Source organism: Pseudomonas sp. AP19 (genome assembly GCF_001728855.1).
Taxonomy (GTDB): Bacteria; Pseudomonadota; Gammaproteobacteria; order Pseudomonadales; family Pseudomonadaceae; genus Aquipseudomonas; species Aquipseudomonas fluorescens.
Genome location: NZ_LXJP01000038.1, coordinates 21,829 through 34,741 on the forward strand (window position 1 = coordinate 21,829; position 12,913 = coordinate 34,741).

The window sequence follows — 12,913 nt, forward strand, 5'->3', positions numbered from 1 at the left end:
GCATCTGTTAATGCGCAAGCTCATGGTTCTATCGCTACTGCTGCTTACCTTGAGCGCCTGCGCGCTGTTCCCCAACCGCGACCCGCTCAACATTACGGTGGTCGGCATCGAGCCGCTGCAAAGCCAGGACCTGGAAGTACGCTTCGCCGTGAAGCTACGGGTGCAGAACCCCAATGAAACGGCAATCGACTACAGCGGCGTAGCCTTGGACCTGGACGTCAATGGTCGGCCGCTGGCGTCGGGGGTGAGTGATCAATCCGGTTCCATTGCACGCTTTTCCGAAGCGGTGCTGATGGTGCCAGTCAGCGTTTCCGCATTTTCGGTATTACGCCAAACGCTGGGGCTGAGCCAGACCCAGAGCTTGAACAACTTGCCGTACGTACTGCGTGGCAAACTGGCCGGTGGGCTGTTCGGCACCCTGCGCTTTGTGGAGCGCGGCACGTTGGACCTGCCAAACACGGCGACCTGGTAAAGGCCATGCAACCGACATTGCTCACTGAACGGCTGATCCTGCGCCCACTCACCCTGGACGACGCCGACGGTATCCAGCAGCAATTCCCGCATTGGGCCGTGGTGCGCTACCTCAATGCCTTGGTGCCCTGGCCCTACCCGGCCGACGGCGCGCGTACTTATCTGCAACAGCACGCCCTGCCCGCCATGGCCCGTGGCAAGGAGTGGCACTGGTCGATCCGCCTCAACAGCGCGCCTGAGCAACTGATCGGTACTATCAGCCTGATGGACGAACACGACAACAACCGTGGCTTTTGGCTCGGCCCGCAATGGCACGGCCTGGGCTTGATGAGCGAAGCCAGTGCGGCGGTGACCGAATACTGGTTCGATACCCTCAAACGCCCGCTGCTGCGCGTGCCCAAGGCTGGGCCTAACCGAGGGTCACGGCGGATTTCCGAGCGCACCGGCATGCGCTTGATCCGCACGGATTACGGGGCGTTTGTAGAAGGGACTTTGCCACGCGAGTTATGGGAGATGACCCGCGAGGAATGGCTTGAAGCCCACGCGCGCGCACGCTGAAATTTACGCTGGGCGCGGGCTTGCCTGCGCCCAGCGTGCTCGACGGGTTTTAGTCGGTGATGAAGCGCACGCCCGGTTTGGCACGCTCATCCACTACCAGCTCAAATATGTCCGGCCGCGCATAATGCCCCACCACGTCATAGTCGTACCGTGCGCGCACCAGGTCATCGGTGTTGATCTGCGCGGTCAATAACCCCGCCCCGCCCAGCAACGGCCCGGCCAGGATGTCGCCCATCGGCCCGATGATCACGCTGCCGCCCGCGATCAAGGCGCGGTCTGACGGCCAGTTGGCAACCTCCACCCCCAACGCCTCGGGCGAAGCCTGCACTTGGCAGGCACTCACCACAAAGCAGCGGCCTTCGTGGGCAATATGGCGCATGCTCACTTGCCACATCTCGCGCTCATCCACCGTAGGCGCGCACCACACCTCCACGCCCTTGGCGTACATCGCCGTGCGCAGCAACGGCATCATGTTTTCCCAGCAGACTGCGCCGCCAATGCGGCCTACCGCTGCATCGATCACCGGCAAGGTCGAGCCATCGCCCTTGCCCCAGATCAGCCGTTCGGTGCCGGTGGGCATCAGCTTGCGGTGCTTGGCGACCAAACCGCCCGACGGCTCGAAATACAACAGTGTGCAATACAGCGTGCTGCCACTGCGCTCAATCACACCGAGTACCAGGCTCGCGCCGGTACGGGCCGACAACCCGGCCAGTACTTCGGTTTCGATGCCCGGCACGTCGATGGCATTGGCAAAATACCGCGCAAACGCTTCGCGGCCTTCCGGCAGGCGGTAACCCAACTGCGTGCCGAAGCTTTCGCCCTTGGGGTAGCCGCCGAGCAAGGCCTCGGGCATCACCACCAATTGCGCGCCACTGCGCAGGATTTCTTGCTCATAGGTCAGGATTTGCGCCAGGGTTTGCGCCTTGCCACCCGGCAGGGCGCCAATTTGCAAAGCAGCCACGGTAGAAACAGGCATGACGAACTCTCCGAATAAGGGGGTTGCCCATTCTCCGGCCAGCCTGGATCATGAATAAAGCCTACTTCAGTGCTGAATGATATGAACCAGATGAATATCGCCCAGGTTGACCTGAACCTGCTGAAAACCTTCGAAGCCCTGCACGACGAGTCGAGCGCCAGCCGCGCGGCATTGCGCCTGGGTGTTACCCAGTCGGCGATCAGTGCGGGGTTGCGGCGCCTACGCGAAATGTATGGCGATCAGCTGTTCGTGCGCACCGGCCGGGGCTTGGCGCCAACCTTGCGGGCCAATCAGCTGAAGCCGGTCATCAGCGAGGCCCTGGACCGCTGTCGGCAGAGCCTGGCGATGACCCATCCGACCCATCCCAACTACCAGGGCCGGTCGGTGGTGCTGGGTTTGTCCGATGATTTCGAGATCGCCCATGGCCGTCGGCTGATGGCGGAAATAGCGCAACGCGCGCCGAAACTGCGGGTGATTTTCCGCCAGACCCATAGCCAAATCGTCGCCGCCGCCCTGCTCGACCGCACCCTGGACCTGGCGATTACCGCTGGCGGCTTTGCCGAGCGCCGGCTGAGCCGGCACGTGCTGGGAGACGGGGATTACCGCTGCCTGATAGACCCGCAAAGCCTGACGCCAGGCCAGCACGGCATCACCTTGGAAGAATTCGTCACGCGCGAGCATGTGCTGGTGTCGTCGGGCGGGTTTATCGGGATTACCGACGAAGGTTTGGCGGCGCAAGGGCTGAGCCGCCAAGTGTGCGCATCCACCAGCCATTTTGCCGCGCTGCCGTACTTGCTCAAGGGCAGCCAGGCGCTGGCGACGATTCCCGGGCATGCCGCCGAGGCCATTGCGCAGATGACCGGTTTGCGCGTGCTGCCCTGCCCGCTGGCATTGCCGCGCTACCCGGTGGAACTGGGCTGGCGCACCCAGTCCCAGCTTGATCCGGTGCTGCTTAAAGTCCGTGAGGCGATTGTGGCGTGCTTTACTTGGCCGCAGCCATCAGCTTGTTGACTTCGCTGCGTACCATGTTGGAAAACTCCGGCGGCGACATGCCGTCGAGTTCCGCACGCACCCACTCAGCCCACTTGCCCTTGCGCTTGGCGCGCTCGCCGAACAAGCGTGCCGCTTCGCCTTTGGCCTTGCCCAGGTTGGTTTGCCACAGGTCGTAGAGGCGGGACTTTTCATCTTCCAGCTCGGCGCGTTCGGCGAGGGTTTTGTTGGCCAGATTGAAGCTCATGTTGAATTACCTGCTGCACAAATAGGTGACATCTTACACGGTAGGTCGAAACTTCCAGATTCGGATTTTGCTCGGGACCACGCTACCGGCAAAAAAACTGCAACTTTTGCCGCCACCCGACACTCCATTGTTCACTGTCACATTCACCTGCAAGGAGTCACACAATGGCCCGCAAAACTGCCGCCCAAGCTGTCGAAGACCAAATCAAGGATCAAGCCTTCAGTGAACTGACGGCGCTGATCGAAGAATCGGACAAACTGCTCAAGAGCAGCGCCGCCCTGGTGGGCGAAGAAGGCGAAACCTTGCGCGAGCAGGTTGCCATCAAGCTCAAGCAAGCGCTGGACTCGGTGTCCAACGTGCGCGAGCGCAGCAAGCCTGTGGTCGATGCCACCGAAACCTACATCGGCGGCCATCCATGGCAGACCGTGGCGATTTCCGCAGGCTTTGGCCTGGTGGTCGGCCTGCTGCTCGGTCGCCGCAACTGAGTGACGGGGGCTGCTGCCTGAGGCAGCGGCCCCCTTTTTTAACCCTCGGCTAATGCCTGCAACTGCCGAAGGTCCTTCGCGTCAAGCTCAATACCTGTTTCCTGCGACTTCGCCCGTGTGCGATGACGTCGATCCCCTGGTAACCGCCGTAATCCCGCCGCATGCATCTGCCGCACCAGCTCCTGGCTGCGCTCGGCGAAGTGTTGCCCGGCGGTTTTGCTCGGGTCGATCAGGATCAGTAACTGTCCGGTCCAGGGCGTGCGCGCGCCCGGGTGATCCGACCAATTGAATTCAAACGAGAAGTTGCCCCCGGTGAGTGCCGCCGCCAACAACTCGACCATCATCGACAGCGCCGAACCTTTATGGCCGCCAAACGGCAACAACGCTCCGCCCTCGAGAATGGCCTTGGGGTCCTGGGTCGGCTGGCCCAGGCTGTCGACGCCCATACCCGGCGCAAGGCGCTCGCCCTTGCGTGCGGCAATCTGCACGTCACCGTGGGCGATGGCACTGGTGGCGAGGTCAAACACGATAGGCGCGCCGTCCGCCCGGGGTGCGGCAAACGCAATCGGGTTGGTGCCGAACAGCGGCCGATCGGCGCCATGGGGCACCACGCAGGTCATGCTATTGACCACGCTCAGCGCCACCAGCCCTTCTTCGGCGAAGGGTTCGACATCCGGCCACAACGCGGCGAAATGATGGGAGTTGTGAATAGCCAGCAATGCGATGCCGGCGCTGCGGGCCTTGGCTACCAGCTGTGAACGGGCCGCTGCCAGCGCCGGTTGGGCGAAGCCGTTGCAGGCGTCGACCCGCACGCAACCGGACGCGACGTCCGTGACCACCGGCACGGCTTGGCCGTCAACCCAGCCGCTGGCCAGCGTGCTCAGGTACCCAGGGATGCGGAAAATGCCATGACTGTGGGCACCGTCACGTTCAGCACTGGCGCAGTTGTGCGCCAGGATGGCAGCCACCTGCGGGGATGTGCCATGCCTGATAAAAATCCGTTGTAGCAATGCCACCAGCTCAGAGAAGCCGATTGAGGTGGATGCCGTGGCAACTGTCGGAGACTGCGCAGACATTTGAAGCTCCGTTTTTATGATTGGAAGGGGCAACGAATGAACATTCAGGCGGTTGATTAAACACCACGCACGCCGCCTGCTGTCAACTTGTGCGGGGCTGATTATGTACCCCCGCTCGGCGCTGACGCGTACTTACCCTGTGATCTCCCGTCCACAAAGGAGACAGACCATGGTGCGCGTTACCCCAGCGTATTTCTTTGACGAGTTCCTGCTGCCCCTTAGCCGCAAAACACCCAGCGAGCGGGAGCGTGCGCTGGGGCTCACCGTCAAGGACCTTGATTGGCTGCATACGCTGTACTACGCCAATGATACGGCCCGACAGGATACCCGCCTGCAAAGCCATCCCATGCGTGTCGAAAGGTTGCTGATCCACGTCTCGGGGCAACCCCCGGTTCCCATCGCCGGCGCTTTCCTGATGAGTCCGAGCCCGGACGGTGCCAAGGCTCTGCTCTACACGCCCTATGGCGGCATTCAGGTCGCTGACAGCCATGCCTCGCTGCTCGCCGACGTCAGCGCGGCGTTGGCCGACCCGCTGCAGCGCGTGGACTTGCTGAAGTTCGTCTCGATTGCCCAGCGCAACGCACTGCCCGTTGGCACGGCCATGACCTTGACCACCGAGATCATCGAAGGCGCCGTGATGGAAGACCAGGAGCGGCTCCTGCAGGCGTGTCAGCAAGCCAACGTACACACCATGTTTGAGCACCTGCAAAAAACGCCCACCCTGGCGAGCATGCTCGACACAGTGCTCGGGATCATGGCGCGGGCTTTTTTTCCAGGCCTGGATCAACGCGATACGCAGGTGAACTGCTTTATCAACACCCCGCCGAACACTGATCGACGCTGGGTCGGCTCCGTGCCATTAAGCGAAGCGCTCTTACAGTTCTATGTGCGACACGCCTGGCCCAAGGCGCAAACCCGCGAGTTCGTTAACCCCAAACATGTCACCACCGCCTTCACCCTGGCCCAGTTGGAGCAAGATCATCAGCACTGGGAAACGCTGACCGAACAGGCCTCCAGCATCCTATCCAAACTGCTGGAGAGCCTGCTGCAAACTTACTGGAACGAGGACATCGACAACGGGACTTCACGCCGGGATCTTTTCGCGCACGTCATGGCAGAGAAGTTTCGCATCGAGGTACTGCTCAAGCGCCAGCAAAAGGTTATCAGCGCCGACGAAAGCCATCGGCTCCAGGCATTATTCCTTAGCGACCAGAGCGCTCGCGGCGCCTACTCGGCGACCCTGAGTGTGGAAAAAGTGCGCATCTACGCGCCCTACCAGCACTACGTAGAGCTGGCCAGCACACTGATGATCAGCGAAAGCCGCGCCTACCTCTACACGCAATCTCGCGGGCTGCAGGTGCTCGAAGACCTGGATGACTTGAAAGATACGTTATTGAGCATGCTCAAGGCCGCTGGGCATGAGGACGAGCTACTCAACTTCCTGTCCCTGGATGAGCGCAACACGTTTATTGGCATGGACCAGGTAAACATTGCTTCGCGCCCCGTAACGGGCGACGTTTTTTCCGACCTGATCGACGACATTGCGCTCAAGCAAATCAGCAATATGAACCACGCCCTGGGGCTGTTCCGGCTCAGTGATGGGCAGGTCGACCTGGCGGCCCTGCTCGATAGCGCACTGGATATACGCGCCATGCTCGACGATCGATTGGCAGCCTTGGATGCCGATGGTCGCTGGACCCTCCACCCTGTCACCAGCGGCAATGACCGCCCTTCGACGGTGCAGGCAGAGCGCGCCAAACTGCAACTGCAACGCCTGAGGGTTACCGCGGATGCCCTGGCCATGGAGCGCAAAAAGCACCCGACATTACGCAGCATGGTCACCCACGCCTTGAACGCGGAACTGCTCTTACAGCAACAGGACCTCAGCGCAGAGGCGGTCTTTATAAACACCTACGCCACTCGCGCCCAAGAGCGTGAAGACCGCCTGCCCGTGTCTTCCCTGAGCATGGTTGAACACTTTATCGAGCGCCTGAGCCTTGACACCGGACCTCTCGCGACTTCGTCCAGAACCTGGTTTTACGGCAAGCGTGACCAGGGCAGTGCCAATCAACTGCACAGCATGACGCTGAAAACCTTCAATTCGATTATGGATAAAGTACTCAAGGTGTTTTCCAGCCACTCAATGCGAGAACTCCCGCGCCTGTTTTACCGTAATACCCGCGACAAACAGGCTCACTCGATGCTGCTCGGGCTGCGCAGTGAGGCCGAACTGAGGTTGCTGGGTAAAACCCTGAGTGCCCTGGATCACGCCGTGCTGGACACCGTGCTCACGCCTGAAAGCCTTACACGCCTGACCCGGCATGGCATTCACGGTTTTATCCCGGATGCCTACGCCTTGGCGCTTGGCATCGGCACGTCGGCGACACTCCAGCCCCTCGCGAACCTGTTTGTACTGACTGAGCGCGGCGGTCTAGACCCACAGCGCTCCGGCAGGGCGCTGCTCTGGACGCCCCGGCGCGGACATGAGGCCTTTGCCTCGGTTAACGCCTTGCGCGAAGCCATAACGCGACGCCTGGAACATCCGATCAAGCGCTTGAGCCTGCTGGAAAACCTGCCACCCTCCGTGCGCATTCCTCATCAGGTTTATCGATGGGGCGCACTGCAACGCATTGACGAAAATGTGCTGAATAATCGCCTGCAAACCCACAGCGACTATGTCATGGACGGCGTCGATCAGCTGCTCGCCATGAAGTTGCCCGCCCGGGCCTTGCAGGACCGCCTGGATACCGTCATAGAACATGCCGCGCCGACCAACCTTGCAAGGGCCAGCGCGATCGCCCGCGCCGTGATTAACCAGCAGGCGCTGCCGGTCTGGTTGGGCATGGCCCCGCCCGAGGACCAACGCCATCAGGCGGAGCTGCTCCAGCAATACCACGACAGTGCGCCGGATGAGGAAGACTATCTGCATGGCATCACGCCCGTGCGCGAACACGCGTTCACAACGCTTCAGGCGTTATTGCTGGCACGCTTTCCCGGCCAGGCCCTCAACCCCGATGACATTCTGATTCCTGTTCACCAGGCGCTTGGCATCCATGATTTCACCCTGACCGACTTTGCCTTGCGGCACTGGCCAGACCTGGAGGCCGCAAGCATCCGCCCACGCTCACGCACCGCCACGTCCCTGCCGAGCTCACTGGATGCAAGTACCGTGGTGCAAATGGTCCGGCAGCTGGACCTGAAAACCGCTTACCAGACGCGGTTGCAAGACCACTTGAACACCCAAACTGATGAGGGCCGCACACGCAGGCGCCGGTTCTGCCGGCAACTGCCGTGGCAAACCTTGCAATACGCCCACGAGCAAAAACTGCGCGAGCGTCTTTCTGCGCAGGCACTGAGTCTGGTCCAACAGGTATTCGACATGCCTGACGCTCTGGCACGCGCATCGCTCGCGGGTGCGTCAGCCATGATCAGCCCTTTGGGGCTGATGGCGACCGAGGGTGCCAGCACTGTCAACGTGCTCGGAATGTACCTGATAAGCTCGGACGCAGGCGCGTCTGGCACGGTGGTGCTGTACGCGCCCTTCTACGAAAACCATGCACTCAAGGAATACTCGAACGAGCAATCGCTGCTGGATGAATTAGCAAGACCGGGAGCGCTTCAGGACTGGGTCCTCACACACGTGGAAGCACCACATCAGGCAACTTATCGCAACCTGCTGCAAAACAACCATCATCGCCCATTTGAGATCCGTCTCGGCTTGTCTGCCGTCGCAGGCAACGCCCTGCATTACCTGTTCGATGAAACCAAGCAGTTCCTGCTCAAGGCGGTTGCCTGCCAATTCAAGAAAGGCGCCAAGCCGCTATGGGACAGCGTCATCAGCCTGCTGCGCAAGGACATTGGCACCGCCGTGCAGTTCATGGCGGGAAAGCTTGCCTATCCGCTGGTGGTTTGGCGTAGCTACACGCTGTTCAAGCGCTCCGCCGAAGCGCTGCAGCTGCACCATTGGAAGGCGGCCATGAAAGATTTTATTTGCGGGGTGGCTGAAATGGCCGGCCTGCGCAGTGAACTTGAGGGCTCCGAGCGCCCGCCGCCGACGGCACAAGAGGTGCCAGAGGCCGAACTGTCGAGTGAAACGTTACCCGCCGCCACCACACTCGCCAGCCTGGATATCACCGCTGCCTCACGTACGCGGATGCAGCCTTTCGAGGGCCACGATGTAGCCTTGAAAGACCTTGAAAAAAGCACCGTCACCGATGTTTATAAAGACCAGAAAACCTTGAAGAATTACGTCCCGCTGGACGGCAAAGTGTATTCAGTCAAGAAAACCGCCCAACGCTGGCGCCTGGCCAACGACGATCTGTCGGGGCCCTATGTAGGGCTCAACTCACGCGGCGAATGGGTATTAGATCTGAGTCGTCACAACCCACGCTTCGGCAAAACCCTGTCGCGCATGAGAGCACGCGCCAGCGAACGGGAGGCGATCAATATCCAAGCGACGGGTATCCGCGACATTGCTGCGCTCTCCAGTTGGAAAGCCCAAGTCATCAATGAGGCGCTGAACGTGGCGACTTACTACGCCGTCACTTGCAAGCGCAACATCGCTCAGTTTTCAAATTCCCTCGACCCTGATAGCCAGGTCGGCCTTTTTTTCGGTGAGATGTTCGGTGTCATCAGCCTGACCCCTGATCAAGTACAAAGGATCGAGAGGATAGTTGACGGGATACTGGATGAGTTAAGCGACCCCAGCTTGACCGGCCCCGATTCCAGGCGGTTTGTCAGCGGCACCAGCCGCTTGAATCCGGCCGCCACCTACGCCTTTGTGCTCGACGGAGACAGAGAACATAAGCTGTATCTGCTCGATCGTTTCTTTGATCCGAATCTGGATGCTTACCAGAATCGCCTGAACGCGCCCTTCGATATCTCCGCCCACGCCAGAGCCAGCGTCCTGATACACGAGTTGACACATTTGAAGACCAAGACTGCCGACATTGCCTACCTTGACAGCATGCGACCGTTCCCTGATCTGTTGAATACACGCAGGCCTGGTGCTCAAGCGCTGAAAACCGACCTGGAGGACATACGCAGGACTGCATTGTCGACGTTGACGCCGGCAACCATGCTGTTCAAGACCTGGGATGATTTGACCGCATCGTGGGAAGACTACGGGCATGACACCGACACCCATCACGTCAAACGTAAAGTGCTTAGCATCACCGGTGCGAATAACCTCGACGACGCTCGGCAGGTGTTCATGAGCAACCCCGACAAACGCATTGACACCATCTTGGCTAACGCCGACTCAGTCACCTACCTGATAACGCAGCTGGGCCGTGTTTTGGAGCCGGGGGCCTGAGCGGCCCCCGCAGGTGACGTCAGTCTTTCTGGTCACGCAGGATGTTGCCGGACACACCGTCGATACGTGCTTCGTAGACGCTGCCATCGGATTTGCGCCCTTTGACTTCCCAGTAGCCATTGTCATCGGCTTCGGCGCTATAGACCTCGACATACGCGGCTTTGGTCTTGGCAGTCTCAATGGCCTTTTCGATCGGAATCCAGCCGGCCCCCGGCTTATCGGCAAGGGCCGCGCCGGCACTCAACAGGGCGGTGGTTGCACACAGGGCGACTACGGTTTTCTTGAGCATGTTCGTTCTCCATTGGGGGATGACGGACTCGTGTCCTGTATTTTCTGAGGGTTACAAACGAGAATAAGTTCCAATTGATGTGCAATCGCCATGACTGCGGTTCTCGCCGTCTGCCTCCAGAGGTTAGAATGGGCGAAATCAGGATGAGCCCATGAGCGACAAGCCCCTTTCAGAAGCCGAATATGACGCCATCACCGACGCCGCCGCGCATTGGTGCATGCGACTGCATGCCAGTGATTGCACGGCGGCCGAGCGTCAGGCTTTTGTGCAATGGCACGATGCTCATCCACTGCACGCCTTTGAATACGCGGCCATGCTGGAAATCTGGGATGTCGCCGATCACTTGCCGCGCCATGAACCGGCGCCGGTTGTGCTGCCGCCCACGCCGCGTCGTCGCTTTCGCACTTACGCGGTGGCTGCCGCGGTCTGCCTCGGCGCTTTGCCGCTTGCCGCCTTCACCGGTTGGGAAGCGGGTTGGGTGCCCAATGCCTATGAACGTGTCGAAGCCAGCCATGAGCAACGCAAGGTGACGCTCGGCGATGGCAGCCAGGTCGAGTTGAACCTGGGCACCGAGCTGGTGTTCAGCAACTACAAGGACCAACGCCGGGTCACCTTGAAAAAGGGCGAGGCATTTTTCAACGTTGCCCATGACAGCAGGCACCCGTTTATTGTGCGGGCTGGCGAGGGGCAGGTGCGGGTCACAGGCACCCAATTCAACGTCTGGAAGTATGAAGACCAGGTACGGGTGATGTTGCTTGAAGGCTCGGTGCAGGTGTCCAGCGACCAGGCCCACGCCAGCGTTGCGCTGAGCCCGGGCATGCAGGCCAGCTATCACCACGGTGAGGCGGCCCCGCAAGTCGTCGCCATCCACCCCAACGACGCAAGCCTGGCATGGCGCCAGGGCAAGCTGGTGCTCGACAACCTGGCGTTGAGCGACGCATTGCCACTGATCAACCGCTACCTGAACAAACCGGTGATGCTGGCAGACGCCAGTACCGGAGCGATTCGCATCGGCGGCATCTACAACCTCAATGAGGTCAACAACCTCGTCCCTTCCCTGCCCAAGGTTTTGCCGGTTTATCTGACGCAGAACCAGGACGGCAACCCCGTACTTAATTCGATCCCGCGCAAAACACCCAAAGGCTAAGTCTTACGCCTGCACCTGCAGGTCTGTTCGCGCCCATAGTGTCCATTTTTGAAACACCTCTCTCGCCTGAACCGCCCGCCCCGGGCGGATTCATCGTTTTGTCATGCCGACTGTTACATCGCTGAGACAGCCTTGAGGCGGGGCTGCGCATAGGCGGCCATGCGGACACTGTCTCAACGGTGAAACACCCCAGCCATCCCAGGGTCTCGGTTTAATTACAACCCGCTGAATACCCACAACAAATAAAAAGCGGCACGCGTTCTGCTCTCTCCCTTACAGCGCTGTTTAGGGTCAGCGCTAAGAATAAGGAACACTGCCGTGGACACACATAATCCGAGCTCATTGAGCCTCCTGCTGATCAGTTGTGTACTGAGTGCCAGCGCAAGCCTTCCGGCTTTTGCGGACGGTGATGGTGTGATCGTGGTCCAGCGTCAGGTCCAACCTTATGCAATCGGCCGCTCACGCGGTAAAGACCCCTACCCCACCACCGTGAATGCCAACCCATCAGCGCAAATCCTGCACGCCACCAGCAATGAACTCAGCGACAACGACATCGCTGGTATCAGCAGTGGCTCAAGCATTACACGCAGCATCATGCCCAATGGCGACATCACTGGCCTGAACAACTTCGGCAGCAGTACTGGCCTGGGGGCCGGCAGCGCGGCCGGCCACAACAGTGGTAGCGGAATCTCCGGCACGGTCAATGGGGCGATATCCAGCGGCCTCGCCCCACTGAACAACATCAGCGGCATGGTCGGGGGGGCAATGAAATGAACCACTCCTGGATGCTTATTGCGGCGCTCAGTTGCACAGCGGCGATGGCCGACAGCAACAACAACGCAACCATCACCCACTCCGGCAACCAATACGACGGTGTGGTCTCGACCAACCAGGCAGCCGGCGACCAGCAACAACTGAGCAACAACCTCGCCATCGCAGTCGGCCACAACGCGCAGGCAAACCTCTCCGTCACACAAAAAATCAGCGGCGCAGCAGCCGACCGCTCCCTGAACGCCAACGCCGCGATCCAGGGCAATTCTTTCAGCAAAGGCAACGGTGCACTGAGTGTCAACCAGTCCGCCGGGGCCCAGAACCAGATGATCAATGCCGTGCGAATCAGCGTGAGTGCTGGCCCGCAAAGCATCGACGACAGCGTCATGTCGCAACAGACCGTTGCGCTTGCAACCGACTCAGCGTTGACCCCTACCACTGGCAGCCGCCAGGTCGTTACCAGCGACCAGGCCTTCACCGGCAGCCGTGGAGTGGTACAGGTCAACCAGAGCGCCGGGGTGGGGAACCGAGTGGCTAACACCCTGAACTTACGACTCAACTGATGGAGCTGAGTCGATCGCTGGACCGC

Annotated in this window: 12 protein-coding genes; 8 read left to right on the forward strand and 4 right to left on the reverse strand. The window is 60.4% G+C overall.

Features of this window, described 5'->3' with window-relative positions; genetic code table 11:
• The first annotated feature begins 10 nt into the window (after window positions 1–10).
• On the forward strand, window positions 11–472 hold the full coding sequence (locus A7D21_RS23085) for an LEA type 2 family protein (RefSeq protein ID WP_053256555.1): 462 nt from the start codon (window positions 11–13) through the stop codon (window positions 470–472).
• 5 nt (window positions 473–477) lie between these two features.
• Complete coding sequence (locus A7D21_RS23090) at window positions 478–1,029, forward strand: GNAT family N-acetyltransferase (protein ID WP_053256556.1); 552 nt, start codon at window positions 478–480, stop codon at window positions 1,027–1,029.
• A 49-nt stretch (window positions 1,030–1,078) separates the two neighbouring features.
• Here A7D21_RS23090 and A7D21_RS23095 read toward each other — a convergent pair whose 3' ends face one another.
• On the reverse strand, window positions 1,079–2,005 hold the full coding sequence (locus A7D21_RS23095; RefSeq protein WP_069552776.1) for a carbon-nitrogen hydrolase family protein: 927 nt from the start codon (window positions 2,003–2,005) through the stop codon (window positions 1,079–1,081).
• 90 nt (window positions 2,006–2,095) lie between these two features.
• Between A7D21_RS23095 and A7D21_RS23100 the strand changes: the two genes are divergently transcribed.
• Window positions 2,096–3,016, forward strand: coding sequence for a LysR family transcriptional regulator (locus A7D21_RS23100; RefSeq protein ID WP_053256788.1), 921 nt, complete (start codon window positions 2,096–2,098; stop codon window positions 3,014–3,016).
• On the opposite strand, the gene A7D21_RS23105 is transcribed toward A7D21_RS23100, so the two are convergent.
• Window positions 2,988–3,242 carry a hypothetical protein gene (locus A7D21_RS23105; RefSeq protein WP_003190904.1) on the reverse strand — a complete coding sequence of 85 codons (255 nt, stop codon included), beginning with the start codon at window positions 3,240–3,242 and terminating at the stop codon, window positions 2,988–2,990. The genes A7D21_RS23100 and A7D21_RS23105 overlap by 29 nt on opposite strands.
• A 164-nt stretch (window positions 3,243–3,406) precedes the next feature.
• Between A7D21_RS23105 and A7D21_RS23110 the strand changes: the two genes are divergently transcribed.
• The gene (locus A7D21_RS23110) at window positions 3,407–3,727 is read left to right on the forward strand and encodes a YqjD family protein (RefSeq protein WP_032887039.1); all 321 of its coding nucleotides are present in this window, start codon (window positions 3,407–3,409) and stop codon (window positions 3,725–3,727) included.
• Between the two features lie 38 nt (window positions 3,728–3,765).
• Here A7D21_RS23110 and A7D21_RS23115 read toward each other — a convergent pair whose 3' ends face one another.
• The gene (locus A7D21_RS23115; RefSeq protein WP_053256558.1) at window positions 3,766–4,803 is read right to left on the reverse strand and encodes an Ldh family oxidoreductase; all 1,038 of its coding nucleotides are present in this window, start codon (window positions 4,801–4,803) and stop codon (window positions 3,766–3,768) included.
• Between the two features lie 169 nt (window positions 4,804–4,972).
• On the opposite strand from A7D21_RS23115, the gene A7D21_RS23120 reads away from it, so the two are divergent.
• On the forward strand, window positions 4,973–10,117 hold the full coding sequence (locus tag A7D21_RS23120; RefSeq protein ID WP_069552777.1) for a dermonecrotic toxin domain-containing protein: 5,145 nt from the start codon (window positions 4,973–4,975) through the stop codon (window positions 10,115–10,117).
• 19 nt (window positions 10,118–10,136) lie between these two features.
• On the opposite strand, the gene A7D21_RS23125 is transcribed toward A7D21_RS23120, so the two are convergent.
• Window positions 10,137–10,406, reverse strand: a complete 270-nt coding sequence (locus A7D21_RS23125; protein ID WP_053256560.1) for a PepSY domain-containing protein — start codon at window positions 10,404–10,406, stop codon at window positions 10,137–10,139.
• Window positions 10,407–10,557: 151 nt separating this feature from the next.
• Between A7D21_RS23125 and A7D21_RS23130 the strand changes: the two genes are divergently transcribed.
• The 3 genes from A7D21_RS23130 (at window position 10,558) to A7D21_RS23140 (ending at window position 12,887) form a co-directional block, all read left to right on the forward strand.
• Window positions 10,558–11,553 (forward strand): FecR family protein, encoded by a 996-nt coding sequence (locus A7D21_RS23130; protein ID WP_069552778.1) that lies wholly within the window; start codon window positions 10,558–10,560, stop codon window positions 11,551–11,553.
• A 318-nt stretch (window positions 11,554–11,871) separates the two neighbouring features.
• Window positions 11,872–12,327 (forward strand): hypothetical protein, encoded by a 456-nt coding sequence (locus A7D21_RS23135; protein WP_053256562.1) that lies wholly within the window; start codon window positions 11,872–11,874, stop codon window positions 12,325–12,327.
• Window positions 12,324–12,887: an adhesin gene (locus tag A7D21_RS23140; RefSeq protein WP_069552779.1), complete on the forward strand. Its 564-nt coding sequence runs from the start codon at window positions 12,324–12,326 to the stop codon at window positions 12,885–12,887. Before A7D21_RS23135 ends, A7D21_RS23140 begins: the two co-directional genes overlap by 4 nt.
• Window positions 12,888–12,913: the final 26 nt, after the last annotated feature.

Excerpts from the sequence above, each read along its gene's own strand:
- A7D21_RS23125 (WP_053256560.1), bottom strand. The coding sequence starts at position 10,406 with ATGCTCAAGAAAACCGTAGTCGCCCTGTGTGCAACCACCGCCCTGTTG.
- A7D21_RS23095 (WP_069552776.1), bottom strand. The coding sequence starts at position 2,005 with ATGCCTGTTTCTACCGTGGCTGCTTTGCAAATTGGCGCCCTGCCGGGT.
- A7D21_RS23100 (WP_053256788.1), top strand. The coding sequence starts at position 2,096 with ATGAATATCGCCCAGGTTGACCTGAACCTGCTGAAAACCTTCGAAGCC.
- A7D21_RS23140 (WP_069552779.1), top strand. The coding sequence starts at position 12,324 with ATGAACCACTCCTGGATGCTTATTGCGGCGCTCAGTTGCACAGCGGCG.
- A7D21_RS23105 (WP_003190904.1), bottom strand. The coding sequence starts at position 3,242 with ATGAGCTTCAATCTGGCCAACAAAACCCTCGCCGAACGCGCCGAGCTG.
- A7D21_RS23085 (WP_053256555.1), top strand. The coding sequence starts at position 11 with ATGCGCAAGCTCATGGTTCTATCGCTACTGCTGCTTACCTTGAGCGCC.
- A7D21_RS23110 (WP_032887039.1), top strand. The coding sequence starts at position 3,407 with ATGGCCCGCAAAACTGCCGCCCAAGCTGTCGAAGACCAAATCAAGGAT.
- A7D21_RS23120 (WP_069552777.1), top strand. The coding sequence starts at position 4,973 with ATGGTGCGCGTTACCCCAGCGTATTTCTTTGACGAGTTCCTGCTGCCC.
- A7D21_RS23130 (WP_069552778.1), top strand. The coding sequence starts at position 10,558 with ATGAGCGACAAGCCCCTTTCAGAAGCCGAATATGACGCCATCACCGAC.
- A7D21_RS23090 (WP_053256556.1), top strand. The coding sequence starts at position 478 with ATGCAACCGACATTGCTCACTGAACGGCTGATCCTGCGCCCACTCACC.
- A7D21_RS23115 (WP_053256558.1), bottom strand. The coding sequence starts at position 4,803 with ATGTCTGCGCAGTCTCCGACAGTTGCCACGGCATCCACCTCAATCGGC.